The 25,665-nt window shown below is 65.3% G+C and carries 25 protein-coding genes; 17 read left to right on the top strand and 8 right to left on the bottom strand.

What is annotated here, in order from left to right; all coding sequences use genetic code 11:
- Positions 1-16: 16 nt before the first annotated feature.
- Both ACFZAI_RS01055 and ACFZAI_RS01050 read left to right on the top strand, forming a co-directional pair.
- Positions 17-883 carry an ABC transporter ATP-binding protein gene (locus tag ACFZAI_RS01055; protein WP_391565187.1) on the top strand — a complete coding sequence of 289 codons (867 nt, stop codon included), beginning with the start codon at positions 17-19 and terminating at the stop codon, positions 881-883.
- Positions 884-899: 16 nt separating this feature from the next.
- Positions 900-2,168, top strand: a complete 1,269-nt coding sequence (locus ACFZAI_RS01050) for a phenylacetate--CoA ligase family protein (protein WP_391565186.1) — start codon at positions 900-902, stop codon at positions 2,166-2,168.
- 100 nt (positions 2,169-2,268) lie between these two features.
- On the opposite strand, the gene ACFZAI_RS01045 is transcribed toward ACFZAI_RS01050, so the two are convergent.
- Genes ACFZAI_RS01045 through ACFZAI_RS01035 form a run of 3 tightly spaced genes read right to left on the bottom strand, consistent with a single transcriptional unit; the run spans position 2,269 to position 3,453 of the window.
- Positions 2,269-2,688, bottom strand: coding sequence for a DUF6691 family protein (locus tag ACFZAI_RS01045; protein WP_391565185.1), 420 nt, complete (start codon positions 2,686-2,688; stop codon positions 2,269-2,271).
- A 1-nt stretch (position 2,689) separates the two neighbouring features.
- On the bottom strand, positions 2,690-3,121 hold the full coding sequence (locus ACFZAI_RS01040) for a YeeE/YedE family protein (protein ID WP_391565184.1): 432 nt from the start codon (positions 3,119-3,121) through the stop codon (positions 2,690-2,692).
- Complete coding sequence (locus ACFZAI_RS01035; protein ID WP_054420711.1) at positions 3,118-3,453, bottom strand: helix-turn-helix transcriptional regulator; 336 nt, start codon at positions 3,451-3,453, stop codon at positions 3,118-3,120. Before ACFZAI_RS01035 ends, ACFZAI_RS01040 begins: the two co-directional genes overlap by 4 nt.
- A gap of 98 nt (positions 3,454-3,551) precedes the next feature.
- On the opposite strand from ACFZAI_RS01035, the gene ACFZAI_RS01030 reads away from it, so the two are divergent.
- The 4 genes from ACFZAI_RS01030 to ACFZAI_RS01015 all read left to right on the top strand — a co-directional run bounded on the left by ACFZAI_RS01030 (position 3,552) and on the right by ACFZAI_RS01015 (position 6,916).
- Positions 3,552-4,406, top strand: a complete 855-nt coding sequence (locus tag ACFZAI_RS01030) for an MBL fold metallo-hydrolase (RefSeq protein ID WP_391565183.1) — start codon at positions 3,552-3,554, stop codon at positions 4,404-4,406.
- Between the two features lie 90 nt (positions 4,407-4,496).
- Complete coding sequence (pap, locus tag ACFZAI_RS01025; protein WP_391565182.1) at positions 4,497-5,963, top strand: polyphosphate:AMP phosphotransferase; 1,467 nt, start codon at positions 4,497-4,499, stop codon at positions 5,961-5,963.
- A gap of 42 nt (positions 5,964-6,005) precedes the next feature.
- Positions 6,006-6,455 (top strand): GNAT family N-acetyltransferase, encoded by a 450-nt coding sequence (locus ACFZAI_RS01020; protein ID WP_391565181.1) that lies wholly within the window; start codon positions 6,006-6,008, stop codon positions 6,453-6,455.
- Positions 6,452-6,916 carry an HIT family protein gene (locus ACFZAI_RS01015; protein ID WP_391565180.1) on the top strand — a complete coding sequence of 155 codons (465 nt, stop codon included), beginning with the start codon at positions 6,452-6,454 and terminating at the stop codon, positions 6,914-6,916. The genes ACFZAI_RS01020 and ACFZAI_RS01015 overlap by 4 nt, the downstream gene beginning before the upstream one ends.
- Here ACFZAI_RS01015 and ACFZAI_RS01010 read toward each other — a convergent pair.
- Both ACFZAI_RS01010 and ACFZAI_RS01005 read right to left on the bottom strand, forming a co-directional pair.
- On the bottom strand, positions 6,906-8,066 hold the full coding sequence (locus ACFZAI_RS01010; protein WP_391566243.1) for a glycosyltransferase: 1,161 nt from the start codon (positions 8,064-8,066) through the stop codon (positions 6,906-6,908). The two genes, ACFZAI_RS01015 and ACFZAI_RS01010, sit on opposite strands and share 11 nt — an antisense overlap.
- 2 nt (positions 8,067-8,068) lie before the next feature.
- Positions 8,069-8,368, bottom strand: a complete 300-nt coding sequence (locus tag ACFZAI_RS01005; RefSeq protein ID WP_391565179.1) for a hydrogenase — start codon at positions 8,366-8,368, stop codon at positions 8,069-8,071.
- Between the two features lie 393 nt (positions 8,369-8,761).
- Here ACFZAI_RS01005 and nhaA point away from each other — a divergent pair, with 393 nt between their 5' ends.
- Positions 8,762-9,991: a Na+/H+ antiporter NhaA gene (gene nhaA / locus ACFZAI_RS01000; RefSeq protein WP_391565178.1), complete on the top strand. Its 1,230-nt coding sequence runs from the start codon at positions 8,762-8,764 to the stop codon at positions 9,989-9,991.
- A 4-nt stretch (positions 9,992-9,995) separates the two neighbouring features.
- Here the strand turns inward: nhaA and ACFZAI_RS00995 are convergent, their stop codons facing one another.
- Positions 9,996-10,682, bottom strand: coding sequence for an N-acetylmuramoyl-L-alanine amidase (locus ACFZAI_RS00995; protein ID WP_391566242.1), 687 nt, complete (start codon positions 10,680-10,682; stop codon positions 9,996-9,998).
- Between the two features lie 283 nt (positions 10,683-10,965).
- Here ACFZAI_RS00995 and ACFZAI_RS00990 point away from each other — a divergent pair, with 283 nt between their 5' ends.
- The 4 genes from ACFZAI_RS00990 (at position 10,966) to ACFZAI_RS00975 (ending at position 15,980) form a co-directional block, all read left to right on the top strand.
- Positions 10,966-11,751, top strand: coding sequence for a 3-hydroxybutyrate dehydrogenase (locus ACFZAI_RS00990; RefSeq protein WP_391565176.1), 786 nt, complete (start codon positions 10,966-10,968; stop codon positions 11,749-11,751).
- A gap of 96 nt (positions 11,752-11,847) precedes the next feature.
- Positions 11,848-12,609 carry a uracil-DNA glycosylase gene (locus ACFZAI_RS00985; RefSeq protein ID WP_391565175.1) on the top strand — a complete coding sequence of 254 codons (762 nt, stop codon included), beginning with the start codon at positions 11,848-11,850 and terminating at the stop codon, positions 12,607-12,609.
- 278 nt (positions 12,610-12,887) lie between these two features.
- A complete protein-coding gene (locus ACFZAI_RS00980) occupies positions 12,888-14,702 on the top strand; it encodes a DEAD/DEAH box helicase (RefSeq protein ID WP_391565174.1) in 1,815 nt (604 codons plus the stop codon).
- 90 nt (positions 14,703-14,792) lie between these two features.
- Complete coding sequence (locus tag ACFZAI_RS00975) at positions 14,793-15,980, top strand: class I SAM-dependent methyltransferase (RefSeq protein WP_391566241.1); 1,188 nt, start codon at positions 14,793-14,795, stop codon at positions 15,978-15,980.
- A 58-nt stretch (positions 15,981-16,038) separates the two neighbouring features.
- On the opposite strand, the gene ACFZAI_RS00970 is transcribed toward ACFZAI_RS00975, so the two are convergent.
- Both ACFZAI_RS00970 and ACFZAI_RS00965 read right to left on the bottom strand, forming a co-directional pair.
- Positions 16,039-17,133 carry a CCA tRNA nucleotidyltransferase gene (locus ACFZAI_RS00970; protein WP_391565173.1) on the bottom strand — a complete coding sequence of 365 codons (1,095 nt, stop codon included), beginning with the start codon at positions 17,131-17,133 and terminating at the stop codon, positions 16,039-16,041.
- Complete coding sequence (locus ACFZAI_RS00965; protein WP_391565172.1) at positions 17,130-19,265, bottom strand: transglycosylase SLT domain-containing protein; 2,136 nt, start codon at positions 19,263-19,265, stop codon at positions 17,130-17,132. Before ACFZAI_RS00965 ends, ACFZAI_RS00970 begins: the two co-directional genes overlap by 4 nt.
- Before the next feature lie 130 nt (positions 19,266-19,395).
- Between ACFZAI_RS00965 and ACFZAI_RS00960 the strand changes: the two genes are divergently transcribed.
- From ACFZAI_RS00960 to ACFZAI_RS00935, 6 genes are all read left to right on the top strand, one after another.
- Positions 19,396-20,073, top strand: coding sequence for a 5-formyltetrahydrofolate cyclo-ligase (locus tag ACFZAI_RS00960; RefSeq protein WP_391565171.1), 678 nt, complete (start codon positions 19,396-19,398; stop codon positions 20,071-20,073).
- A 267-nt stretch (positions 20,074-20,340) separates the two neighbouring features.
- Complete coding sequence (locus tag ACFZAI_RS00955; RefSeq protein ID WP_391565170.1) at positions 20,341-21,771, top strand: circularly permuted type 2 ATP-grasp protein; 1,431 nt, start codon at positions 20,341-20,343, stop codon at positions 21,769-21,771.
- 2 nt (positions 21,772-21,773) lie between these two features.
- Positions 21,774-22,748 carry an alpha-E domain-containing protein gene (locus tag ACFZAI_RS00950; RefSeq protein WP_391565169.1) on the top strand — a complete coding sequence of 325 codons (975 nt, stop codon included), beginning with the start codon at positions 21,774-21,776 and terminating at the stop codon, positions 22,746-22,748.
- Between the two features lie 13 nt (positions 22,749-22,761).
- Positions 22,762-23,577 (top strand): transglutaminase domain-containing protein, encoded by an 816-nt coding sequence (locus ACFZAI_RS00945; RefSeq protein ID WP_391565168.1) that lies wholly within the window; start codon positions 22,762-22,764, stop codon positions 23,575-23,577.
- 90 nt (positions 23,578-23,667) lie between these two features.
- On the top strand, positions 23,668-24,531 hold the full coding sequence (locus ACFZAI_RS00940) for a peptidase (protein ID WP_391565167.1): 864 nt from the start codon (positions 23,668-23,670) through the stop codon (positions 24,529-24,531).
- 322 nt (positions 24,532-24,853) lie between these two features.
- Complete coding sequence (locus ACFZAI_RS00935; RefSeq protein ID WP_391565166.1) at positions 24,854-25,618, top strand: DUF3800 domain-containing protein; 765 nt, start codon at positions 24,854-24,856, stop codon at positions 25,616-25,618.
- The last annotated feature ends 47 nt before the right edge of the window (positions 25,619-25,665 follow it).

The following is a 25,665-nucleotide window of genomic DNA, read 5'->3' as shown; positions in this document are numbered from 1 at the left end:
CGCCGCAGGAATCGTCATGACCGCTGCATCTTCCGCTGCATCTTCAGCTGCAACCCTCGCTGCCTCTGCCGCCGACACGCCGAACGTGCTGCTCGACGTGAATGGCATCGAGGTGATCTACAACCACGTGATCCTGGTGCTCAAGGGCGTGTCCCTGCAGGTGCCGGAAGGCAAGATCGTGGCCTTGCTGGGCGCCAACGGCGCAGGCAAGACCACGACGCTGCGCGCCATCTCAAACCTGCTCAAGGGCGAGCGCGGCGACGTCACCAAAGGCCACATCCAATACCGTGGCCAACGCATCGAACGGCTGTCGCCGGCCGAACTGGTCAAGCGCGGCGTTGTGCAGGTGATGGAAGGCCGGCACTGCTTTGCGCACCTGACTATCGAAGAAAACCTGCTGACTGGCGCCTACACGCGCAACATGAGCCGAAGCGATACCGCGGCCGCGCTGGAACGCGTCTACCAATATTTCCCGCGCTTGAAGCAGCGCCGCGCCAGCCAGTCCGGCTACACGTCGGGCGGTGAGCAGCAGATGACGGCGATCGGCCGCGCGCTGATGGCCAACCCCAACATGATTCTGCTGGACGAGCCGTCCATGGGCCTGGCCCCGCAGATCGTGGAAGAAATTTTTGAAATCGTGCGCGACCTGAACCAGCGCGAACGCGTGAGCTTCCTGCTGGCCGAACAGAACACCAACATCGCGCTGCGCTATGCCGACTACGGCTACATCCTGGAGAACGGGCGCGTGATGATGGACGGCGCGGCGTTGGACCTGGCTCAGAACGAGGACGTGAAAGAGTTCTACCTGGGTATTTCCAGCGGTGAGCGCAAGAGCTTCCGCGACAACAAGTTCTATCGCCGCCGCAAACGCTGGCTGGCTTGAGAGAGGGTGCGATCCCATGTCCGAGTTTTTCGATGTGCTGGAAACCCGAGCGCCCGAGCAACGTGAGCGCGAGCTGATGGCCGCCTTGCCGGCCGCCATCACCCGGGCGATGGCCCGCGCGCCGGCGATTGCCGAGCAGTTGCGCGGCGTTGATCCCGCCACCATTACGTCGCGGGCGGCGCTGGCCCGCCTGCCCGTCTTGCGCAAGCACGAATTGCTGGAACGCCAGCAGCACAGCCGCGACGATGCCGCCGCACCCGCCGGGCCAGGCAAAGCGTTCGGCGGATTTTCCGCCATCGGCTGGGGCGAAGCGATGCGGGTGTTTGCGTCGCCCGGTCCCATCTATGAACCGGAAAGCGCGCGCGCCGATTACTGGCGCTTTGCCCGCGCCCTGTACGCGGCGGGTTTTCGCGCGGGCGAGCTCGCCTACAACTGCTTCTCTTATCACTTCACGCCGGCCGGTTCCATGATGGAAACGGCGGCGCACGCGGTGGGCTGCACGGTGTTTCCGGGCGGCACGGGCCAAACCGAACAGCAGGTGCGCGCGATTCAAGACCTGGCGCCCAGCGGCTACACCGGCACGCCCAGTTTCCTGAAGATCATCCTGGAGAAATCCGATGAGCTAGGCGTGAAGCTGGATTCGCTGCGGCGCGCGCTGGTGTCGGGCGAAGCGTTTCCGCCGTCGCTGCGCGACTGGCTGGCCGCGCGCGGCATCGAAGGCTATCAGGCGTATGGCAGCGCCGACCTGGGCATGATTGCGTTCGAGACGCCCGCGCGCCAGGGGCTGGTGCTGGGCGAAGACATCATCGTCGAGATCGTGCGCCCCGGCACGGGCGAGCCGGTGCCAGATGGTGAAGTCGGCGAAGTCGTCGTCACCACGCTGAACCCCGACTATCCGCTGGTGCGCTTCGGCACGGGCGACTTGTCGGCGGTGATGCCCGGCATCTCGCCTTGCGGCCGCACCAACACGCGCATCAAGGGGTGGATGGGCCGCGCGGATCAAACCACCAAGGTGCGAGGCATGTTCGTGCACCCGTCGCAAGTAGCGGACGTGGTGCGCCGGCATCCGGAAATTTTGCGCGCGCGGCTGGTCATCAGCGGCAGCACCGGGTCAGACCGCATGGTGCTGAAAGTGGAATCGCGCGTGCGCGGCGAAGAGCTGTCCAAGCGCATCGCCGATTCCGTGCGCGACGTGACGAAGCTGCGCGCCGATGTGGAATGGGTGGACGCCGATGGCCTGCCGAACGACGGCAAGGTCATCGACGACGTGCGCACGTACGAGTAACGGCGGAATAACGGGCAAAGGAAAGGGGCGGGGACGGGCGGACCCAAGGGGCCGCGCGCCCTGCCGAGCCGTGACAGGCGCCCGCCGTTGTCGCGCGGCGCTATTTGCGCCTGAGGAATTCAAGCGCCGAGTAGATCGCCATACCGGCGACCATCGCGGCCACGAAGATCAGCGCTTCCTGTACCCCGGCCGCGGCCGCCACAAGCGCCGGGCCGGGGCAAAAGCCCGCCAGCCCCCAACCCGCGCCAAACGCCACGCTGCCCAGCGCCAGGCGCAGGTCGATGCCGGTGGCGCTGGGCCAGCGCATGGGTTCGCCCGAAAGGCTCACGCGGCGGCGGCGCAGTACCGCAAAACCCGCCGCCGTGATCACCACCGCGCCGCCCATCACGAAGGCCAGCGACGGGTCCCAGCGGCCCGCGATATCCAGAAAGCCCAGCACCTTGGCCGGGTTGGCCATGCCGGACACGATCAACCCCAGTCCGAAAACCAGGCCCGACGCAAAAGCGATCAGCGCCACCATGTCAGCCTCCCGCCACATGCCGCATGACGTAAACCATGGCGAAGCCCGCCGCCATGAACAACGCGGTCGCAACGACCGACCGCCGCGATCCCCGCGACAAGCCACACACGCCATGTCCGCTGGTGCAGCCCGATGCGTAGCGCGTGCCGATGCCCACCAGCAAGCCCGCCACGATCAGACGCGGGGTGCTGGCCTGGACAACAATGGCGGGCAGCGCCGCCCCCAATTGGTATAGCCAGGGCGCCGCGCACAGCCCCAGCAGAAACGCCAACCGCCACACGCTGTCGCGTTGCATCGGCAGCAAGCCGCCCAGAATGCCGCTGATGCCGGCGATGCGGCCCGCGCCCGCCATCAGCATCACGGCAGCCGCCCCGATGAGCAAACCGCCCGCGGCCGCTGCCGCTGGCGTGAAAGCGGGCCAGTCCATATTCATGAAAGTGACTCCATCGCGCGGCCGCAGTACAAACTGGAAAGCGTCTTCATGACCTGGCTGACTTCGAAGCTGGCCATCTGGTAGTAGACGTATTTGCCCTCGCGGCGTGTCGTGACCAGGCCTTCGTCGCGCAGCACGCCCAGTTGCTGGGACAAGGTTGGCTGGCGGATGCCGGTCAGCGATTCCAGTTCGCCCACGTTGCGTTCCCCCTGCACCAGTTGGCAGAGCAGCAGCAGGCGGTCTTCATTGGCCAGTGCCTTCAACAGCGTGCACGCTTGGGCGGCGGATTCACGCAAGGCGGCAAGTTCACAATCGGTCAGGGCGGCATTCATGGAAAGCAGATTCGGCGGGCGAGTAATTTTTCATTATATTGACGGATAAACTATCAAACAATATTATTTAAAACTATATATTGTTCGCAGCGGCCACCATGAATCCCCACATCCAAGCGTTTTTTGATCCGGTCACCGCCACCGTCACCTACGTAGTGCACGACGGCAGCGCCTGCGCCATCATCGATTCGGTGCTGGACTACGACCCCAAGTCCGGGCGCACTCACACGGGCAGCGCCGATCAGGTGGCCGACTATGTCCGCGCACAAGGGCTGACGCTTCAGTGGCTGCTGGAAACCCACGCGCACGCCGACCACCTGTCCGCCGCGCCCTACTTGCAGCGCCAGCTGGGCGGCGTCATCGCCATCGGCCAGAGCATCCGCACGGTGCAAGGCGTGTTCAAGCGCGTCTTTAACCTGGAACCGGAATTCCAGCTGGACGGCTCCCAGTTCGGCCACCTGTTCGCCGATGGCGAAACCTTCAAGATCGGCGCGCTTACCGCCACCGCCATCCACGTGCCGGGCCACACGCCCGCCGACATGGCCTACCTGATCGGCGACGCCGCCTTCGTGGGCGACACGATGTTCATGCCGGATGTCGGCACGGCCCGCTGCGACTTCCCCGGCGGCGACGCGCACCAGTTGTACCGGTCGATCCAACGCCTGCTTGGCCTGCCCGGCGGCACGCGCCTGTTCATGTGCCACGACTACCCGCCCAATGGCCGCGAGGCGCATTGGCAAACCACCGTCACCGAGCAGCGCCACGCCAACATCCATGTGCGAGACGGCATCAGCGAAGCGGAATTCGTCGCCATGCGCACCCAGCGCGACGCCACGCTGGCGATGCCCACGCTGATCCTGCCCGCCATCCAGGTCAACATCCGCGCGGGCCACTTCCCGCCGCCGGAAGACAACGGCGTGCGTTATCTGAAGATTCCCGTCGACGGACTCTAGGGCCGCAATAGGCGCGCAACGGACTTGCGCGCCTGAAACTTATCCCGCAAGATCGCCCGATCAACCGATTGCCGATCAGACGGATTGCCCATGTTCGCAGAAGCCGAAGCCGACCCCAGCCTGTCCAAGGACGAATTCAAACCGCTGGAAGAGCGGCTGCGCGTCGCCCTGCTCAACGCGCAATACGAACGCCTTGAGAAGCGGGAAAAGACGCTGTTGGTGGTGGTGGCGGGGATAGACGGCGCGGGCAAAGGCGCCACCGTCAATCTGCTGAACGAATGGATGGACCCACGCCACATCAAGACGCTGGCCTATGGGCCGCCCGAAGGCGAAGAGCAGGAACGCCCGCCGTTCTGGCGCTACTGGAAAGACCTGCCGCCCAAGGGCAGCACGGGCATCGTATTCGGCTCGTGGTACGCGCCGTTGATCATCGAGTCCGCGCGCAAGAAACCCAACCAGGAATACATCGAAGCGCACTCCGCCGCCATCCGGCACTTTGAAGCCATGCTGGCCGCCGAAGGCGTGCAGATTGTAAAGCTGTGGTTCCACCTGTCGGCCAAGGCGCAAAAGGACCGCGCCCAGCGCTTGCTGGCCAGCCCGGAGACCTCATGGCAGGTCAGCCCGGTGGACCTGAAGGTCTACAAGAAGTACGACCGCATCCGCAATGGCGGGCAGATCGTTGTGAACCATACCGATAGCGGCCACGCGCCCTGGGTGGTGATTCCCAGCGCCGACGAGAACATGCGTTCGGTGCGCACGGCCGAAGCGGTGCTCACCGCGCTGCGCCAGCGTGGGGTGCCGCGCATTCCCCAATCGTTTTTGGCGCATTCCCGCCCTGCCCGCATCGTCGACCGCCTGGGCAAGCTGGATTACGACGCCAAAGTCGACAAGGACGATTACGAATCCGAGCTGGGCCTGCTGCAAGGCCGGCTGGCGCGTGCGGCGCGGTCGAAGGGCTTCCAGGAGCGTTCGCTGATTCTGGTGTTTGAAGGCCAGGACGCCGCCGGCAAGGGCGGCGCGATCCGCCGCGTGACGCACGCCTTGGACGCCCGCCAATACGACATCACGCCGGTTGCCGCGCCCAATAGCTACGAGTTGTCGCGACCCTATCTGTGGCGCTTCTGGCGGCACCTGCCGCGCCATGGGCGCGTCGCGATTTTTGACCGCTCCTGGTATGGCCGCGTGCTGGTCGAACGGGTGGAAAAGCTGATCACGCCAGCCCAATGGCGCCGCGCCTATGCCGAGATCAATGACTTCGAACAACAGCTGGCCGCAAGCGGTGCGCTGGTGTTGAAGTTCTGGCTGGCGGTGACGGCGGACGTGCAGCTCGAACGCTTTCAAGAGCGCGAGAAATCGCCCTTCAAGAATTTCAAGATCACGCCTGACGATTGGCGCAACCGCGAGAAATGGAAAGACTACGCCGCGGCGGCCAACGAGATGCTGACGCGCACGGATGTGGGCCACGCGCCCTGGCATCTGGTGTCCGCCAACGACAAGCGTTACGCTCGCCTGCAAGTGCTGCGACACATCGTCGAAGCCATGGAAGAAAAGCTCTGAATTCCTCTCCCCTGACCCGCATCCGCCAGGAGGCTTTGCGCCATGAGTACCGCTGAAATCCGCCCCATCGTCGCTGCCGACTTCGACGTCTGGCTGCCGCTGTGGAAAGGCTACCAGGAGTTCTACCGCGTCAACATCGATGACGCCGTGACGCGCAACACCTGGGCCCGCTTCCTGGACCCCGCCGAACCCATGCACGCGGCGCTGGCGTATGAAAGCGGACGCGCCATCGGCATGGTGCACTGGATCTTCCACCGTTCTACCTGGACGGCGGGCGATTACTGCTACCTGCAAGACCTGTACGTGGACCCCGACGTGCGCGGCACGGGCGCGGGCCGCAAGCTGATCGAACACGTCTACGCCGAAGCCGCCGCCGCCAACGCCGCGCGCGTGTATTGGCTGACTCACGAAACCAACGCAAACGCCATGCAGCTGTACGACCGCATTGCAGACCGCTCTGGCTTCATCCAATACCGCAAGGTGATGGCGTGAGCGCTCGCGACCCGAACTGTCCGCTGTGCCAGGAAGACGGCGGCACGCTGCTGTGGCGCGGGCCGCATCTGCGCGTGATCGAGGTAGACGACGCCGACTATCCCGGCTTCACCCGCGTGATCTGGAACGCCCATCTGGCCGAAATGACGAGCCTGTCCACGCATGGGCGCGACCTGCTGATGCGGGCCGTCTACGCCGTCGAAGAGGCGCAGCAATCCATCCTGACGCCAGACAAGATCAACCTGGCGTCGCTGGGCAACATGGTGCCGCATCTGCACTGGCACGTGATCCCGCGCTGGCGCGGCGACCGCCACTTTCCTGATCCGATCTGGGCCGCGCCGCGCGTGGCGGCCGGCGCCGAACCGGCGGATTGGGCGGAACGCCAGGCGCGCACGCAAGCGCTGCTGCCGCGCTATCGCAACCGTGTGGTTGAGGCCATGAACGCGCTGCTCATGCACTGAGCGCGGCGCGGCGGGGCCGGCCCCGTTCAGCCAGCCAGTGCGTGTACACCCGCTCGACCTGATCCGCCGCGCGTTCGGCGGTGAACAGCCCCAGGCCACAAACCAGGTGACGGCCGGCATCCCCCATTCGGCGGCGCAGATCGGAGTCGGCCAGCAGCCTGTCCAACGCGCTGGCCAGCGCGGCGGGATTGTGCGGCGGCACCAGCAGGCCGGTCACCCCTTCCACCATGGTTTCAGGCACGCCACCCACGGCCGTACCCACCACCGGCAGGCCCATCGCAGCCGCTTCGATAAAGACGGTGCCCAGGGCCTCGCGGTGCGTCGGCAACGCGAACACGTCAAAGGCCTTCAGCACATTGGCGATGTCATCCCGCCGCCCCAGGAAATGCACCCGCGACGCCAGGCCCAGAGTCGCCACCAGCGTGTGCAATTGGCTCAGCACCGGCATGCCGTCGCCCGCCAGCATCAGGTGCGCCGACGGAAAGCGGGCGGATAGATGCAGGAAGGCGTCGATAAGATCGGCATGGCCCTTGTCAGCACGCATCACGGCGACGCAACCCACCACGAGCGCATCGTCCGGCAAACCCAATTCCCGCCGCACGCAGGCGTTTTCGCGCAGTTGCGGTAACTCGATCGGGGAATGAATGGTGGCGACGGAGCCGGGCCGCGCACCGCCGTCCAGTAGCTGCTTGCGCACGAACCGGCTGACGGCGATGACCCGATGCGCGAGCCACGTATAGGCAAAGAGGGAACGGATGGGCTTGGCCAAATGGCGCGTGCGGACGATCAGCGGCGTGCCGGCCAGCCGGGCGGCCAATGCCGCCAGCACGGTATCGCGCCGGCTGTGGGTGTTGACCACATCGAAGCGTTCGCGCCGCAGCAGGCGATGAATGACCGCAACGCTGCGCAAGAAATTGAAGGGGCCGTCCATCACGGTACGGTGCACGGTGAAACCGGCTTGTGCGAGACGATCACCCAATTCCGCCCCCGGCTGGCAGACCAGTTCCAGATGATGGCCACGCTTGCGCATTGCGATCATTTCTTTGTAGATGCAGAACTCCTGCCCGCCAAACGAGGTGGCGGCCTCGGTGTGCAGGATGCGCAGGCCGCCCGCGGGCCGGGCGCCGAGCGGGATATTGGAACGATGCATCATCACGCGCCCCTGGCCGGCACCGGCTGGAGATCATTCCACGCCCGGCCTTCAAGGAGCAGGAAGGCTTCAAGGTACGCGTAGTCTTCGGGGTTCAACGGCGCCGCGCCATGAGCCTGACGATCATGGACGCATTCCGACGCCACCAGGCGTTGCTTTTGCCAGACGCGGATAGCGCCCATTGGCGACATCGAAAACTGTGCGCCGTCGCGGCCCCACGTCTGCACGCGCGCGCTGGGGACCAGGCGTTTGAGTTGATAGGCCCCGTTGGCCGGCGCGGTGGCGGGCGCCGTCAACGACAACCCGATGTCCACTAAACGAGGGATGGCGCTTGGGGTTGAAAGCGTGTGAGTCAAAACGGAAAGAGAAGGCAGGGGCATGGCATCGCACTCATAACAAGGCGTTATTGCATTCCGCCCAAGGCGCAAAATGTTCGAGAACTTTCTTATTCTTGTAGGCATTGCGGGTCGGTACTATTCCCCGTCGCCAACCATCTCGTGATGGTCGGCTGCTCAGATCCCTCGACGCAGCGACGCCCTGCTCGGAAACCCGCTTCCGGCCCAGCCGGCCCCTCAGTCAGCGGGCTTCAGGATGACAGCAAAATGGCACGCATTTCGCCGACAATGCCCGGAATTTTCCTATCGTTCAGGTAAAATTCAGCTCAATTTTTCGCAACCCGAATCCAGGAATTTCCTTTGACCCACGTGGCAACCCCGCCCCCTCGCCCTTCATTTCTTCAGGCCTTTCTGCGCTCAGAGGCGCTTGGCGGCTACGTGCTCATGGCGGCCGCACTCGCTGCGTTGATCATCGCCAATAGTCCGGCCGCGCCGCTGTACTTTGATGTGCTGGGTACCAAAATGGGGTTCAAGGCTGGCCCCGTCGTGCTGAAGGAGACGGTGCTGCACTGGGTCAATGACGGCCTGATGGCTGTGTTCTTCCTGCTGGTCGGGCTGGAAATCAAGCGCGAAGTGCTGGATGGCCAATTGCGCGGCGCGGCGCGGATCATCCTGCCCGGCATCGCCGCCGTGGGCGGCATGGTCATACCGGCGCTGATCTATGTGCTGATCAACCTGGGCAGCCCCGAGACGCTGCGCGGCTGGGCTATCCCCGCCGCCACCGACATCGCCTTCGCGCTTGGCATTCTGGCGCTGCTGGGCAGCCGCGTGCCAACCTCGCTGAAAATCTTTCTGACCGCGCTGGCCATCCTGGACGATCTGGGCGCCATCGTCATCATCGCGCTGTTCTACACCTCGCAGCTCAAGGTGCTGGCGCTGGCGATGGCGGGCGCGCTGCTGGCCTGCCTGTTCTGCTTGAACCGCGCAGGCGTCACGCGCCTGACTCCGTATCTGCTGATCGGCGCCGTGCTGTGGTACTTCGTGTTGAAGTCTGGCGTACACGCCACGCTTGCCGGCGTGGCGCTGGCGCTGACCATCCCGCTAAGCCCGCGCAATGCCGGCAAGCCTGACGTCCATTCCCCCTTGCACGATCTGGAGCACGCGTTGCACAAGCCGGTCGCCTTGCTGATCGTGCCGATCTTCGGCTTCGCCAACGCGGGCGTGTCGTTTGCGGGCATGGGCTTGGAGAGCCTGGCGCAGCCGGTGCCGATGGGCGTCGCATTGGGCCTGTTCCTGGGCAAGCAGCTGGGCGTGTTCGGATTCGCGTGGCTGGCCATCAAAGCCGGCGTCGCCAGCCTGCCGCGCCACGCTACGTTCACGCAGCTGTACGGCATCGCCTTGCTGTGCGGTATCGGCTTCACGATGAGCCTGTTCATCGGCGCGCTCGCCTTTACCGATGCCGCCAGCGTGGACGCCACGAAGATCGGCGTGCTGGCGGGTTCACTGGCGTCTGCCGTGATCGGCTTCCTGTTGCTGCGCCTTAAATCGGCTGCGCCTGCGCAAGACGTGGCGCACCCGGCTGCCTCCTGACTGCCTACGGCTGCTGGCAAGCGTGCGCGCCGTTGGCAATCGCACGCGCCAGCCGGTCAATGACCTCGGGCCGGGCCAGGCGGCGCTCTTCGTCCGGGTTCACAATCACCCCCACCTCGACCAGCACGCCGGCCATCGGCGCGGTCTTCAGCACCGCCAGGTTATCGAAGCGTTGCACGCCGAGCCGGGCGTCTATCAGTGGCCGGCTTTCGCCCACGATCGGGTCCGCGTGATACAGCGACGGCTTCTCGCCTGCGGCCAGCAGCTGTTCGCCAATGGCCCGAGCGCAGCGCACGCTCTGCTCGTATTTCGGATTGCGCGACGACACGAAGACGGCGTAACCCGAGAACTCGCGCTGACGGCCCGCATCGATCAGCCACTGTTGCATGGAGTCGTGGTGAATCGAGACAAATAAATCCGCGCGCGGCGCAATCCTTGAGCGCTTGCCGAGATCTATCTCGGCCCCATCGGCGGCCACTTGCGTCACCCGGTCGCCCATGGCGCGCAACGCCATCGCCACGCGGTTGCTGATGTCCAGGTTGTACAGATACTCCACACGCCCGCTCGCGCCGGTGGCGCCGGGGCGCGCGGGCGTGTGGCCGGTGTCCACCACGATGTGTGCCGCCTGCGCGGGCAGTGCGGGCAGCGCGGGGGACGCCGCGCCGATGCAAAGCGCCGTGCGTCGCGCCAGCCGGAGCAGGCGAGTGATAAAAGAAAATGCCACGCGGCTGACCGCCTAGAGGAAGGTAGGGCGCATCGGAAAGGGCTCCCGCCGCCGGTTGGGGCGGATTCTCGCGCAGCGTCACGGGCAGCGCAATGGTCCGCCGCAAAGGCGTGACAAATCGGCGCGGGCGTTCAGCCTGTGCTCAAGCAGAAGCGCTACCATCGATGCATGCTCCTCGCGCAGGCGGGCGGTGCGCTGTCCGCCTGCGCGAGGCTTGTCTTATCGGCATTGCCCACCAGGAGGTTGCAGCATGGAATCGTTGAACGGAAAAGTCGCCGTCGTCACGGGCGCGGCCAGCGGTATCGGCAAGGAAATTGCACTGACGCTCGCCCGCGCCGGCGCCACCATCGCGATTGCCGACCTGAATCAGGCGGGCGCGGACGCGGTGGCCAAAGAAATTGAACAGGCCGGCGGCAAAGCGATGGGCGTGGCCATGGACGTCACCAGCGAAGACGCCGTGAACCAAGGCATCGACAAGGTGGCGGCCGCCTACGGCAGCATCGACATCCTGATCTCGAACGCCGGCATTCAGATCGTCAACCCGATCGACAAATTCGCCTTCTCGGACTGGAAGAAGATGCAGGCCATTCACGTGGACGGCGCCTTCCTCACCACCAAGGCCGCGCTCAAGCACATGTATCAGGGCGATCGCGGCGGCGTGGTCATCTACATGGGCTCGGTGCATTCCCACGAAGCGTCGCCGCTGAAATCCGCTTATGTGGCCGCCAAGCACGCGCTGCTGGGCCTGGCCCGCGTGCTGGCCAAGGAAGGCGCGGCGCATAACGTGCGCTCGCATGTGATCTGCCCGGGTTTTGTGCGTACACCGCTGGTCGAAAAGCAGATTCCCGAGCAAGCCAAAGAGCTGGGTATCAGCGAAGAAGACGTGGTGAAAAAGGTGATGCTGGGCGACACGGTGGACGGCGTTTTCACCACCGTTGAAGACGTGGCGCAGACCGCGCTGTTCCTGTGCACCTTCCCCAGCGCGGCGTTCACCGGCCAGTCGTTTGTGGTCAGCCACGGCTGGTACATGCAGTAGGCGGGTTTGGGGTCAGCCGCGGCGGGTAGCTGCCGCTGGCGGATCGGCCGCAAGTGGCAGACCGGCGAACAATGGCGCTATGCCAAAATTGCGCCCATGCCGCTCGATAACCGCCTGCTACCCAACACCCTCGCCGCCCAGACGGCGCAACTTCCCGCCGCCTGGGCGGCCGCTTTCGCGCCGCGCGCCGTGGCCGACGCCTTGGCCGCCGCCACCGCGCATGTGGAAAAGCGGCTTGCCGAAGGCGCTGTCGTGTATCCCGCTACGCCGTTTCGCGCGCTGCACGGCATGGCGCCGTCGGACGTGCGCGTGGTGATTCTTGGCCAAGATCCGTACCACGGCCCGGGCCAGGCCCAAGGCATGGCGTTCTCGGTTCCGGACGACTGCAAACGCCCGCCCAGCCTGCGCAACATCTTCAATGAAATCGCCGCAGAGTTCCCGGGCACGCCGGTGCCGGCAGGCAATGACCTGAGCCCCTGGGCCGATCAAGGCGTGCTGCTGTTGAACACCGCGCTTACCGTGGAAGACGGCCAGCCCGCCTCGCACGCCAAACGCGGCTGGGAAACGGTGACGGATGCATTGATTGCGCTGGTGGCCCGCGACCCCTCGCCCAAGGTCTTCATGCTGTGGGGCGCGCATGCGCAGGCCAAGCGCCTGTTGCTGCCCGACAACAGCGGCCATCTGGTGCTGATGTCCAACCATCCTTCCCCGCTATCCGCCCGCAGGCCGCCCGTTCCGTTTCTGGGCTGCGGCCACTTCCTGGCCACAAACCAGTGGCTGGTAAACCAAGGGAAAAACCCTATTGATTGGGGACTGGACAAAAAAATAATTCCCTTGCAGGGCGAATTCGGGTTATGATCGCCGCACTGCACAAAACGAGTTCGGCATTTACCGCCTTGATTTAGCGGAATTTTTTGCAGTCTGCCGGGCAGTCTAGCCCCGGCCCCATGCCGAACTATCATCGATTCCTGACCTCCTTTCCTTTCGCCCTGCGTTCCAGTCTGTACAAGAGAACGCGCCACGCGCACGGTTGATTCGGTCGGCACGATGCTCCATCAACCGTCGCCTGGATCCGGCCGCCTAATCCCCTGGCCCGACCAAGCACTGCGTCGCATTGATTGCGGCAAGGGAAAGTAATGTCTTTCGAAAACCTGGGTCTTGCACCCGCTCTGTTGTCGGCCGTTCAAGAAGCTGGCTTCAATACCCCCACCGCTGTTCAAGCTGCTGCCATTCCGCAAGCGCTGGCTGGTCACGACCTGATGGTGTCCTCGCAAACGGGCAGCGGCAAGACCGCCGCCTTCATGCTGCCGGCCCTGCACCGTATTGCCCAGATGCCCGCCAACAAGGGCGTCGGCGTGCAAGTGCTGGTGCTGACCCCGACTCGCGAACTGGCTCTGCAAGTCACCGAAGCCACCGCCACCTATGGCCGCAAGCTGGCTGACCTGCGCACCGCCACTGTCGTCGGCGGCATGCCCTACGGCGCGCAACTGAAGGCGCTGTCGCGCCGCGTTGACGTGCTGGTCGCCACCCCCGGCCGCCTGATCGATCACCTGCAATCGGGCCGCGTCAAGCTGAACACCGTGCACACGCTGGTGCTCGACGAAGCCGACCGCATGCTGGATATGGGCTTCATTGAAGACATCGAAACCATCGTCAGCCGCCTGCCGGAAGATCGCCAAACGCTGCTGTTCTCGGCCACGCTGGACGGCACGATCGCCAAGCTGGCGTCGAAGATGATGCGCGACCCGCAGCGTATCGAAATGGCTGGCGCGAAGGAAAAGCACACCAACATCACGCAAAGCCTGCTGTACGCAGACGACGCTGGCCACAAGATGCAATTGCTGGATCACGTGCTGCGTGACGCCAAGCTGGATCAAGCCATTGTCTTCACGTCCACCAAGCGTGGCGCCGATGACCTGGCCGACCGCCTGGCTGACCAAGGCTTTGCCGCCGCCGCCCTGCACGGCGACATGAACCAGCGCCAGCGCACCCGTACGCTGTCGCAACTGCAACGCGGCCAGCTGCGTATTCTGGTTGCCACCGACGTTGCCGCCCGCGGCATCGACGTGCAAGGCATCAGCCACGCGGTGAACTTCGACCTGCCGATGCAAGCTGAAGACTACGTGCACCGTATCGGCCGTACCGGCCGCGCCGGCCGCAGCGGTCTGGCGTTCACGCTGGCTACGCACTCCGAGCGCCATAAGGTTCGCCGTATTGAGCACTACATCGGCCAAACGATTACGCCGGAAACCATCGCCGGTCTGGAACCCAAGCGCACGCCCCGTCCGTCGGCCGGTGGCAGCGGCGCGCCGCGTGGCGGCAAGCCGTTTGGCAAGCGCCCCGGTGGTTTCGGCGGTTCGCGTCATGAAGGCGGTTACCAAGGCAACCGCGAAGGCCGTTCCTTTGGCGGCCCGCGTGAAGGCGGCGCTCCCCGTGGCGAGTTCAAGCCGCGTGAAGGTGGTTACCAAGGCAACCGCGACGGCGCCCCGCGTGAAGGCGGCTACCAAGGCAATCGTCCTTTCGGCGACCGCCCGGCCCGTTCGTTCAGCGATCGTCCCAGCTTCGGTGATCGTCCCCAGCGCGAAGGCGGCTACCAGGGCAATCGTCCCTTCGGCGACCGTCCCCAGCGTGAAGGCGGCTTCCGTGGCGGTGACCGCGATGCGCGTCCCAGCTTCGGCGGCGACCGTCCCAGCTTTGGTGATCGTCCCCAGCGCGATGCCCGCCCGTTCAGCGAGCGTGCTCCCCGCGAAGGCGGTTTCCGCGGTGGTGACCGTGACGCCCGTCCGAGCTTCGGCGACCGCCCCAGCTTCGGCGACCGTCCCCAGCGCGAAGGCGGCTTCCGCGGCGGTGACCGTCCGGAAGGCGGTTTCCGTGGCGCCAAGCCCTCGTTCGACAAGCGCCCCGGCGGCCCCGCCAAGCGCTTCGCCAAGCCGGCTGATCGCCGCGGCTAATCTGCCCGCTTGATCCCCTTACAAACCCCGCGCCCGTCGCGGGGTTTGTTTTTTTGGGAAAATGCGCCCATGAACACGCCTTCTTCGACCATGCAACGCCCCGCGCCCGCCAACCTGCCCCCGTTGTCTCCCGCCGCCCAGCAACATAGCGACGCCACCGCCGCGCACCTGCGCGCCGCGATCATCGCCAATGGCGGCTGGCTGCCGTTTGATCACTGGATGGCCGAAGCGCTGTACGCGCCCGGGCTGGGCTATTACGCCGCCGGCAACGTGAAGCTGGCCGATATGGATGACGGCGCCAAAACGCCCGCTGGCGATTTCGTCACCGCCCCGCAATTGACCCCGCTGTTTGCGCGCACCCTCGCGCGCCAGGTGGCGCAGGTGCTGGGCCAGACACAAACGCAAGCCGTGCTGGAGTTTGGCGCCGGCACGGGCGCCTTGGCCGAAGGCGTGCTGCGCGAACTGGATGCGCTGGGGCTGGCGCAATCGCAGTACTTCATCCTGGAAGTTTCCGCCGACTTGCGCGCGCGTCAGGCCGAGCGGCTGGCGCCGTTCGGCAGCCGCGTGCAATGGCTGGACGCACTGCCCAACTCCTTTGCCGGTTGCGTCCTGGCCAATGAAGTGCTGGACGCGATGCCCGTGTCGCTGTTTTGCTGGGGCGAAGACGGCGCCGTGCTGGAGCGCGGCGTGTCGCTGGATGCCGATCAGCATTTCGTGTGGGCTGACCGCCCTGCCGCGCCCGCGCTTGCCGCCGCCGTGGCCGCGCGCATGCCGGCGCTGCCGGGCTATGTGTCGGAAATCAATCTGCAAGGCGAAGCGTGGATGGCCGCGATGGGCGCCTGGCTGGAACGCGGCGCGGCCTTGCTGATCGACTACGGTTTTCCGCGCAGCGAGTACTACCATCCGCAGCGCGCGGGCGGCACGCTGATGTGCCATCTGCGCCATCACGCGCATGGCGACCCCTTCACCGCCCCCGGCTTGCAGGACATCACCGCGCACGTGGATTTCACGGCCATGGCGGACGCGGCGCTGGAGGCCGGCTTGCAGGTGCTGGCCTATACGTCGCAAGCGCGCTTTCTGATGAATGCGGGGCTGATGGATCTGCTGGCGCAGCTGGACCCGTCGGACGCCCAGCAGTACGCGCAAGCCGTGGCCCCGGTGCAGAAACTGCTGTCCGAAGCCGAGATGGGCGAACTGTTCAAGGTGCTGGCCGTGGGCCGGGGCATGACGGAACCGCTGGCCGGCTTTGCGCGCGGCGACCGCCTGGGCAAGCTGTAAGGACGCCAGGCGGATGGCGCGGCGTGTTGGCCGCGCCGTCCCCCCGTTCCTAGAAGCTTCAGCCCGCCTGCAAGCGTTCCAGCCGCGCCTTACGCACGCTGTCCTTGATGCGGGCCGGGTCGCCTGCGCAAGCCTTCGCGATGGCCCCTGCATCCACGCCCCGCACGGCCTGCACGCGTGATTGCCACGCGCCGGTATCCACGGGCTGCAAGATGGCGGCCGTTTTCAACAAATCGAAAAAGCGTTCCGGCTTGCGCAAGGCGTCGGCGCGTTCCATCAGCGCCAGCTGCGCATCGGGGCCGCCTTGCCCGGCGGCGTTCAAGCCTGCCAAGACCTCGGGCAGCAATCGCGCGTAATCATTGCATTCGGTCGGCACGCGCATGCGCCGCCCCAGCGCCTCGCGTTCGGGCGTCAGCCGGCACAGCAAGGCGTAACGCCCCGCCATCGACAAACCCGATTGCGCCGCACGGTCTACATCGGCGCCGGCTTCTTCCACGCCTTGCAGTTCGGGCATCACGCGGGCCAGCGCGCCGGAATCCTGCAACACACCCAACATGCGCGACGGCTTTTTCGCCATCAGCCCGCGCGACAGTTCCTTCCAGACCCGTTCGGCCACCAGCGCATCGGCCTCGCCGGCCTGCACCATGTGGCGGCACAGCGCCATCGTTTCCGGCGCGATGGTGAAGTCGTCAAAGCGCGCGGCGAAACGCCCCAGCCGCAAGATGCGCACCGGGTCTTCCTGGAACGCGTCGCCCACATGCCGGAAGACGCGCGCGCGCACATCCGCCGCGCCGCCCAAGGGGTCGACGAGCTTGCCGTCTAACGTCTGGGCGATGGCGTTGACGGTCAGGTCGCGGCGGCGCAAGTCTTCTTCCAGCGTGACATCGCTGCCGGTGTAGAACGTAAACCCCTTGTAGCCGCGGCCGGACTTGCGTTCGGTGCGCGCCAGCGCGTATTCCTCTTTGGTGCGCGGGTGCAGGAAAACGGGGAAGTCACCGCCCACCGGAATGAACCCCCGGCGCGCCATGTCTTCGGGGGTTGCGCCCACCACGACCCAGTCGTGATCGCCGGGGCGCAGGCCCAGCAGGGCATCACGCACCGCCCCGCCCACGATATACACCTGCAAGCCGTCGATAGCCGGATCTGGCGTCATGGAATCGACGTGCTTTCAGCGCCCAGCGGCACGATGTTGCCGAGCCGTTCTTTCAAGGACTGCGACTGCCCGCTGAACATCGCCGCGTAGTAGACGGCGTTGGACATCACGTTTTTCACGTAGGTGCGCGTTTCGTTAAACGGGATGGTCTCGGCGAAGATCGCGCCTTCAACGGGATGCGTGAACGTCGAACGCCAGTTGTGCGGGCGGCGCGGCCCGGCGTTATAGCCCGCGCTGGCCAGCATTTGCGAGCCGTTCAAATCACGCAGCACCATGTTCAGATAGTTGGTGCCGAGCTCGGTGTTGGTGTCGAAATCGTTCACGCTGGCGGGCGTGAAATCGGTCATGCCGATTTTGCCCGCCACCCACTTGGCGGTGGCCGGCATCAGCTGCATCAGGCCGGAGGCGCCCACGTGGGAGCGCGCATCCATGATGAAGCGCGACTCTTGGCGGATCAGGCCGTAAACCCACGCCGGGTCCAGCGCGATGGCGTTGGCCTTGGCAGTGACGCGGCCTTCAAACGGCGCGATGAAGCGCTGGCTGAAGTCGAATTCCTTTTCGGTGCGGTCTGACGTGTTGACCACGCGGTCGAAGATGTTTTCGGCGCGCGCCAATTCGGCGGCGGCCATCAGTTGGCGGTCGCTCATGCCGCGCAGCGTGTAGTTCCATTCCGGCACGGCTTCGGCGCGCCAGCCCAGGCGGAACAATTGCACGGCGCGTTGCAGGCCCGGGTTGGCGCGGGCTTCGGTGATTTCGCGGTCGCTGACGGGCGCAGGGCGCGGCGGCACATTGATGCGTCGGCCCAATTCTTCGGCCGACAACTGGCCGTAGAAATCGAAACGGTCGGCGATGCTGGCGTACAGCGCGTTGGCTTGGTCTTTGCGGCCGGTCGCGGCCAGCCCGCGCGCCTTCCAGTACACCCACGACGTATCGTCGCGCTGCGAGGCGGGCATCTCGTCAATGGACTCGATGACCCACTTCCAGTCGATCTTCGGTTGGCGCAGCGCGGCGCGCACCTTCCAGCCCGCGTTGTATTCCGTCATGCGGATGTGGCCGGCCTCGCGGTACCAGTCGTCGGCGCGGCTATCCAGCTTTAACGCGGCCATCAGCGCGTACTGGCCACGCACCCAGGCCAGATTCGGCTTGGACATGGACTTGGCCCATTCGCGGCGCAGATACGAATCCGCCACGCTGACATCCGACCGCGCCAGGCGGGCCAGCGCGATGTTCACCAGTTCTTTTTCGTTGCGGCCCACGGGCATGCGGTCTTGCCGCGTCAACCACTTCATGGGGTCTTTCATCATGGCGTCGTACGTCTTCAGATCGCGCGCCTCGAACATGTATTGCACGAGCTTGCGGGCGTCTGTGGTCTTGTCGGCCTCGATGGCGTCACGCAACTGCGGTTCCAGCTGATCCCAGCCCAGAATGTTGTCGGCGACCAGCTGGTCATACAGCGCCCAGCACGCACCGCCAGGGGCAAACACCGCCTGGGCCTGCGCGGCCGTGGCGCGCTGGCCGGTCATGTGCTTGGCGTCAAGGATGGCGCATTCGATCTGGGCGTTGCTGTTCTTCACGGGCGCCAGCTTGCGCACCGTTTCGAAGTCGCCGCTGCGGGCGGCGGCCAGCAGCCAGTCGCCACGCAAGCGGTCAGCCAGGTAGGCGTCGCCATTGCTGCTGATGAAGCGTTGCAGGTCGGCGGTGGGCCGGCCCGTGGCGGGCGGCGTCCACAGCTGATAGCGCAGCAGCCAGTATTCGGGGTACATGCCGAGCGTGTCGGATTTAGCCTGGGGCACCAGCGCGCCCAGCACCGACCACTGCTTGCGGTTCATGGCTTCGCGCGCGGCGACCACGGCGGCCAGCGCGGGCGTGTCGGCGGTGGGGGGCAGGCCGGCCAGCACGGCGGGCGGCACCGAAATCACGGGCTGGGCCGCCTGGGACGCGGCTTGGGGTTGGGGCTGGGTATTGACGGCGGCGCTGCGTTGTTGCGCGTCGACCGGCGCACAGGCGGCGGTGAACAACGCCAGCAGCGGCAGCCAGCGGCGCAAGCCGGCGCGGGAGTCCGAGGTGAACGTGGGGTGCGGGGATTTCCGGGCGGTTTTCTGATACCGTCGCGATTGCAGCGTCTGTGTCATGCCGTGTCCCTCATTTGCCGACATACACCGGCCTTGCACGCACCGGCCCTGGCCGCCAGCATGCTCACTTCACGCATGCCTGATTCCAGCACGTTTGCCTTCATTGTCCATCCCCCATCACAGCCACTGCATGACTACGCAAAATACTCCAGAGGATACCGCAGTCCAGCACCGCACGCGATTGCGGAAACTGCGTGCCGAACTGCCCGAAGACCAGCGCAGCCGTGGCGGATTGCTGATGCGCGCGCGGCTCTTTACGTGGCTGAATGTGGCGCGTGACGAAGCGGTGCGCGCCGGCCGCCCCGCGCCGGCCACCGTCGCGGCCTTCTGGCCCATGGCGGATGAGCCCGACCTGCGACCGCTGCTGTCGCAATGGGTGGAAAACGGCGTGACCGTGGCGCTGCCGGTGGTGCGCACGCGCAACGCCCCGCTGGCCTTCCTGCCCTGGACGCCTGAAGCCGAACTGCGCGCCGGCCCCTACGGTATCCAGGAACCCGCCGCGGGCGACGATGTGCTGCCCGACGTGATCCTGGTGCCCACGCTGGGCTATACCGAGCAAGGCGACCGCCTGGGCTATGGCGGCGGTTACTACGACCGCACGCTGGCCGCTCTGCGCGAACGCGGCCACCCGTTCATCACCATCGGCATCGCCTGGAGCTGCGGCGAATTGGACGCCGACTACGAACCCGCCCCGCACGATTTCCCGCTGGACGCCGTGCTGACCCAGGACGGCTGGGTGCCGCACGCCCCGCTTGAGCAAGGCGCGGCGGGCGGCGGCACCACGCTGCATACGTACCGCATGAACTGACGCACCGAAACCGCCCCGGCGGTTTGCACCAATGTGGTGCAACAAGATTTTCAGCGTTTCTCCCGCGGGCGTGCCGAGCCTCTCGGCCACTGCGGGGATGGCGTTTTTGCGCGCGTCAGAGGATATTGTGCCCAGGGCCGCCGCCTGCCCTGAAAGCTGGCATGCGGGTTGCTTATTGTTTGGGACCGGCCACACATCGGCCGGGTTATGACCGTGTGCAAGGCCGCCGCCTGCAAGCCGGCCGCCAGCACTAGCATCGGAGGAGCCATGAAGGACAGACCATCCCGTCCAGCCGCTTTTGACGAAATGCGCGACAGCGCAGGCGGCATACGCTCCCAGTACCAGGCCTTCGAGCGCTGGCATCAAGAGCAATCGGCCGAGGCCATGGCCGTGCGGCGGCTGGAAGCAGACCTGAGTTTTCGCCGCGTCGGCATTACTTTTTCGGTAGCGGGCGACGCCGCCGGCACCGAACGCCTGATTCCCTTCGACCTGATTCCCCGGGTCATACCCGCCGACGAATGGCGGCATCTGGAAGCTGGCTTGAAGCAGCGCGTGCGCGCGCTGAACATGTTCATCCACGACATCTATCACGGCCACGACATCGTGCGCGCCGGCATCGTGCCGGCCGAACAGGTGTTCCTGAACGCCCAGTACCGCCCCGAAATGCAGGACGTGGACGTGGCGGAAGACATCTACTGCCACATCGCCGGGGTCGACATCGTGCGTGCGGGCGCGGGCGAGTTCTACGTGCTGGAAGACAATCTGCGCGTGCCGTCCGGCGTGTCCTACATGCTTGAGAACCGCAAGATGTCGATGCGGCTGATGCCCGATGCGTTCAGCCGCATCAAGGTCGAGCCGGTGGCGCACTACCCCGATCTGCTGCTGGACAACCTGCGTGAAGTCGCCCCGCACGGCGGCGATGACCCCACCGTCGTCGTGCTGACGCCGGGCATGTATAACTCGGCCTACTTCGAACATGCGTTCCTGGCGCAGCAGATGGGTGTGGAGCTGGTTGAAGGGCAGGATCTGTTCGTGGAACAGAACACCGTCTACATGCGCACCACGCAAGGCCCGCGCAAGGTGGACGTCATCTACCGCCGGCTGGACGACGACTTTCTTGACCCGCTGTCCTTTCGCGCCGACTCCGCGCTGGGCGTGCCGGGACTTTTGTCGGTGTACCGCGCCGGCCGCGTCACGCTGGCCAACGCCATCGGCACCGGCATCGCCGACGACAAGTCCACCTATCTGTACGTGCCGGACATGATCCGGTTTTATCTCAGCGAAGAACCCATTCTGTCGAACGTGCCGACCTGGCGCTGCGGCCGGCCCGACGAACTGTCCCACGTGCTGGCCAACATGCAGGACCTGGTCGTGAAGGAAGTGCACGGCGCGGGCGGCTACGGCATGCTGGTGGGCCCCTCGTCCACGCGCGCCGAAGTCGATGCGTTCAAGGAACGCGTGCGCGCCAACCCGGCCAACTACATCGCGCAGCCCACGCTGGCGCTGTCCACCATCCCCACCTATGTGGAATCCGGCGTGGCGCCTCGCCATGTGGATCTGCGCCCCTACGTGCTGTGCGGCAAAGACATCCGCACCGTGCCAGGCGGGCTGTGCCGCGTGGCGCTGACCGAAGGCTCGCTGGTCGTCAACAGCAGCCAGGGCGGCGGCACCAAAGACACCTGGGTTCTGGAGGACTGAACATGCTGAGCCGAACCGCCGACAACCTGTTCTGGATGTGCCGCTACACCGAGCGCGCCGAGAACACCGCGCGCATGCTGGACGTGAACCTGCAGATGTCGCTATTGCCGCAAGACCCGCAAACGCGCGAAGGCTCGTGGCTGGGTGTGCTGCGCATCTCCGAGCTTCAGGGCCTGTACCAAAGCAAGTACGCGTCCATCTCGCCCAACGATGTCCTGCAATACATGGTGCGCGACCCGGAGAACCCGTCGTCCATCTATTCCTGCATGCGCGCCGCCCGCGAGAACGCGCGCGCCGTGCGCGGCAGCCTGACCACCGAAGTCTGGGAGACCTACAACACCACGTGGCTGGAACTGCTGAAGCACCTGCACACCGGCCTGCTTGAACGCAACCCGGGCGAGTTCTTCGAATGGGTGAAGTTCCGTTCGCATCTGGCGCGTGGCGTCACCATCGGCACGATGCTTGAAGACGAAGCGCTGTACTTCCTGCGCATCGGCATGCACCTTGAGCGTGCGGACAACACCGCGCGCATGCTGGACGTGAAATTTCATGAACGCGGCAGCAACGGGTCGCACGAAGCGCGCGCCGAAGCCACGGGCACCGCCGCGCTGCAAAGCGAGTTTTACCGCTGGTCGGCGCTGCTGAGTTCTGTGTCGGGGCTGGAGATCTACCGCAAGGTGTACCGCGACGTCATCACGCCCGACCGCGTCGCTGAACTCTTGATCCTGCACGGCGACATGCCGCGTTCGCTGCTGGCCTCGATGCGTGCGGTGGCCGAAGACCTGGCGCGCGTGTCCAACCAGCGTTCGACCGAAACGCAACGCCGCGCCGGCATGCTGTGCGCCGAGCTGCAATACGGCCGCGTCGAAGACATCCTGGACAGTGGTTTGCATCAGTACCTGGACCACTTCCTGGACCGCATCAACGACCTGGGCAACCGGATCAGCCAGGACTTCCTGGTCCCGCTGTCGGCATAACACGGAGACAGCAATGAAACAGTTCATCACGCACGTCACGCATTACCGCTACACCGCGCCGGTCACCTACAGCATCCAGACCCTGCGCCTGACGCCGCGCGACGACGAACACCAGCGCGTGCTGCGCTGGAACATCGAAGCGCCTGGCGCGCTGGAAAAGCAGGTGGATGCGTACGGCAACATCACGCACACGCTGACCCTGAACCATCCGCATACCGACATCGAACTGCGCGTGACGGGCCAGGTGCAGGTGGCGCCGCTTACGCGCGGGGTACTGGGCAGCGAAGACAGCCGCCTGCCGGTGCACGCCTATTGCGTGCAGACGCCGCTGACCCAGGCCGACGACACCATCATGGCCTTCGTGCGAAACGTGTTGCCCAACGGCCTGACCACGCCGGACGACATCCTGGCGCTGGCCAACGCCATCAGCGACCGGGTGGCCTACGAGCCCGGCACCACCGACGTCACCACTGCTGCGAACCAGGTGCTGGCGATGGGCCACGGCGTCTGCCAAGACCATGCCCATCTGTTCCTGGCCTGCGTGCGCGGCCTGGGCGTGCCGGCCCGCTACGTCAGCGGCTACGTCCACACCACCACCGAACACTCGGCCAGCCACGCCTGGGCCGACGTCTGGCTGGCCGACATCGGCTGGACCAGCGTCGACATCACCAACCGCCAATTCGCCTCTGACAGCCATTGCCGGCTGGCCGTGGCGCGCGACTACGACTCGGCGTCCCCGATACGTGGCGTGCGCAGCGGCGGCGGCGAAGAATCCATGGAGATCAGCGTGCAGGTGCAGACGTCCGGCCAACAGTCCGGCCAGCAATAAACGCCTTACCCACGCCGCTGCGCACGCGGCTGCCGGCGCCCGCGCCCGCGCCGCAATACAATGCGGCGTGGTTTTTCCGAATTTTCAATCATGACCTATTGTGTTGCCGCCCGCCTCGACGCCGGCCTGGTTTTCCTCTCTGACTCCCGCACGAACGCCGGCGTCGACCAGATCAGCGTCTTCCGAAAAATGACCGTCTTCGAGCGCCCGGGCGACCGCGTCATGGTCCTGATGACATCGGGCAACCTGGCCGTCAGCCAGGCTGTGCTGCACGCCCTGGCCCGCCAGCACGACGATGGCGGCGACACCATCTGGAACGCCGCCGACCTCTTCGAAGCCACCCGCTGCGTCGGCGCCGCCGTGCGCGAGGTCTACCAACGCGAAGCCCCCGCCCTGCACGAACAAGGCGTGGACTTCAACGTCAGCATCATTTTCGGGGGACAGATTGGCGGCGAACGCTGCCGGCTGTTCCAGGTGTATTCCGCGGGCAACTTCATCGAAGCCGGCCAGGAATGCCCGTACTTCCAGATCGGCGAAGCCAAGTACGGCAAGCCCATCCTTGACCGCGTGCTGCGCCCCGACACGTCGCTGGACGAAGCCGCCAAGTGCGCCCTGATCTCGATGGACTCCACGCTGCGCTCGAACATTTCGGTGGGCCTGCCGCTGGACCTGCTGGTCTACGACACCGACGCGCTGCGCGTCACGCACTTCGCCAGCATCGACGAGAACAACGAATACTTCCGCATGATCCGCGGCACCTGGGGCGAACGCCTGCGCCAGGTCTTCGCCGAAATCCCCGACCCGCTGTGGACCAACCCCGACGACCCCGGCTCGCTGGTCCCGCTGTCGCGCGTGCATCAGCCGCTGCGCATCGAACCGGTCAACGCGCCCCAGCCGAACTACACCACCCCGCAAGTGCTGGCGGAAGATCCGGGGAAGGATCAGGCGAGTTAGCCGGTCTTTCCAACGACGTGGGTAATTCAGTCTGATAGATGCTGATCTGATCGCCGTTACAGCCAAATCCAGGCAAAACCCATTGCGAAACCGCGCTCGCTTGGCCTAAAGTTCCTTCAACGCATGCGCCAGTCGCATGCCCACCCTCCGAAGCCCGCCGCAATTCACTGCTGCGGGCTTTCGTGTTCTTGCGTGACGGCAGTGGCTTTCCAACGCGATGTGACGCGTGACATTTTCGAGCACGGTCCGAAGAACAGCCCACTGTGGCGTCCTACACTGCCTCGCATCAAAGGCCCGCACAAGGTGCGCAAAGGATGTCGTCATGCATTACGTCGTGTATCTGGACGAGTTCGGCCATATCGGCCCCTTTGTCTCTCGCCATCATGAAACACACAAGACCAGTCCCGTCTTCGGATTCGGGGGATTCGTCTTGCCCGTCCAGGCAGTACGCGACTTCGCTATCTACTTTTACCAACTGAAGTGCCGTCTCTTGAAGCTGGAAATCGAGCAACAGCACAGCCCGGCCTATCGATGGGAAAAAAAGGGCGCGCAACTCTATACCGTGCGCAACGTGCAAAAGTATCGAGAGCTTCGTACCGCAACTGCGCGACTGCTTAACCAGATAGCCCGGCTGGGCGGGCACGTCATCTATAGCGGGGAACACAAAATGGCTGACGCGGCGGCTCACCGGCCGGCACAGGTGTTTCAACACCATCTGTTGCGGCTCATCCGGCAGGCCGATCAGTTCTGCTCGGCTCGACAAGCCACATTCATGCTGCTGCTAGATGAACAGCAGGCGGGAAACTCCTGGCGCGAAATGCACGTCGAAGCGTGCACGCTCGCCATGTTTGAAGCCGCGGCCGACAAATGCAGAATGCTGATCGAACCTCCCATACAGGGCGAGAGCTATCTCTTCCAGACACTTCAGTGCGCCGACTGGATATGCGGTCTGATCGGCAGGCTAAGCGCTTATCGGGTCGCAGCAAATCAGTATGAAGATTGGGAGATATTTCATCGGTACTTTCACGACCGCGTGCAAGCCGTGGCGCTACCTTGCAGCGGACTCACCCGCGCGACGCCTATCTAACGCACCCGTTCACCGAACACCGCGTAAACCCCCCTTTCCCCTTGCCG

Source organism: Achromobacter sp. NPDC008082 (genome assembly GCF_042957345.1).
GTDB lineage: Bacteria > Pseudomonadota > Gammaproteobacteria > Burkholderiales > Burkholderiaceae_B > Achromobacter > Achromobacter kerstersii_A.
This window is presented reverse-complemented; position numbering and strand designations above follow the sequence as displayed.

Excerpts from the sequence above, each read along its gene's own strand:
- ACFZAI_RS01055 (WP_391565187.1), top strand. The coding sequence starts at position 17 with ATGACCGCTGCATCTTCCGCTGCATCTTCAGCTGCAACCCTCGCTGCC.
- ACFZAI_RS01050 (WP_391565186.1), top strand. The coding sequence starts at position 900 with ATGTCCGAGTTTTTCGATGTGCTGGAAACCCGAGCGCCCGAGCAACGT.
- ACFZAI_RS01045 (WP_391565185.1), bottom strand. The coding sequence starts at position 2,688 with ATGGTGGCGCTGATCGCTTTTGCGTCGGGCCTGGTTTTCGGACTGGGG.
- ACFZAI_RS01040 (WP_391565184.1), bottom strand. The coding sequence starts at position 3,121 with ATGAATATGGACTGGCCCGCTTTCACGCCAGCGGCAGCGGCCGCGGGC.
- ACFZAI_RS01035 (WP_054420711.1), bottom strand. The coding sequence starts at position 3,453 with ATGAATGCCGCCCTGACCGATTGTGAACTTGCCGCCTTGCGTGAATCC.
- ACFZAI_RS01030 (WP_391565183.1), top strand. The coding sequence starts at position 3,552 with ATGAATCCCCACATCCAAGCGTTTTTTGATCCGGTCACCGCCACCGTC.
- pap (WP_391565182.1), top strand. The coding sequence starts at position 4,497 with ATGTTCGCAGAAGCCGAAGCCGACCCCAGCCTGTCCAAGGACGAATTC.
- ACFZAI_RS01020 (WP_391565181.1), top strand. The coding sequence starts at position 6,006 with ATGAGTACCGCTGAAATCCGCCCCATCGTCGCTGCCGACTTCGACGTC.
- ACFZAI_RS01010 (WP_391566243.1), bottom strand. The coding sequence starts at position 8,066 with ATGCATCGTTCCAATATCCCGCTCGGCGCCCGGCCCGCGGGCGGCCTG.
- ACFZAI_RS00990 (WP_391565176.1), top strand. The coding sequence starts at position 10,966 with ATGGAATCGTTGAACGGAAAAGTCGCCGTCGTCACGGGCGCGGCCAGC.
- ACFZAI_RS00985 (WP_391565175.1), top strand. The coding sequence starts at position 11,848 with ATGCCGCTCGATAACCGCCTGCTACCCAACACCCTCGCCGCCCAGACG.
- ACFZAI_RS00980 (WP_391565174.1), top strand. The coding sequence starts at position 12,888 with ATGTCTTTCGAAAACCTGGGTCTTGCACCCGCTCTGTTGTCGGCCGTT.
- ACFZAI_RS00975 (WP_391566241.1), top strand. The coding sequence starts at position 14,793 with ATGCAACGCCCCGCGCCCGCCAACCTGCCCCCGTTGTCTCCCGCCGCC.
- ACFZAI_RS00970 (WP_391565173.1), bottom strand. The coding sequence starts at position 17,133 with ATGACGCCAGATCCGGCTATCGACGGCTTGCAGGTGTATATCGTGGGC.
- ACFZAI_RS00965 (WP_391565172.1), bottom strand. The coding sequence starts at position 19,265 with ATGACACAGACGCTGCAATCGCGACGGTATCAGAAAACCGCCCGGAAA.
- ACFZAI_RS00960 (WP_391565171.1), top strand. The coding sequence starts at position 19,396 with ATGACTACGCAAAATACTCCAGAGGATACCGCAGTCCAGCACCGCACG.
- ACFZAI_RS00955 (WP_391565170.1), top strand. The coding sequence starts at position 20,341 with ATGAAGGACAGACCATCCCGTCCAGCCGCTTTTGACGAAATGCGCGAC.
- ACFZAI_RS00950 (WP_391565169.1), top strand. The coding sequence starts at position 21,774 with ATGCTGAGCCGAACCGCCGACAACCTGTTCTGGATGTGCCGCTACACC.
- ACFZAI_RS00945 (WP_391565168.1), top strand. The coding sequence starts at position 22,762 with ATGAAACAGTTCATCACGCACGTCACGCATTACCGCTACACCGCGCCG.
- ACFZAI_RS00940 (WP_391565167.1), top strand. The coding sequence starts at position 23,668 with ATGACCTATTGTGTTGCCGCCCGCCTCGACGCCGGCCTGGTTTTCCTC.
- ACFZAI_RS00935 (WP_391565166.1), top strand. The coding sequence starts at position 24,854 with ATGCATTACGTCGTGTATCTGGACGAGTTCGGCCATATCGGCCCCTTT.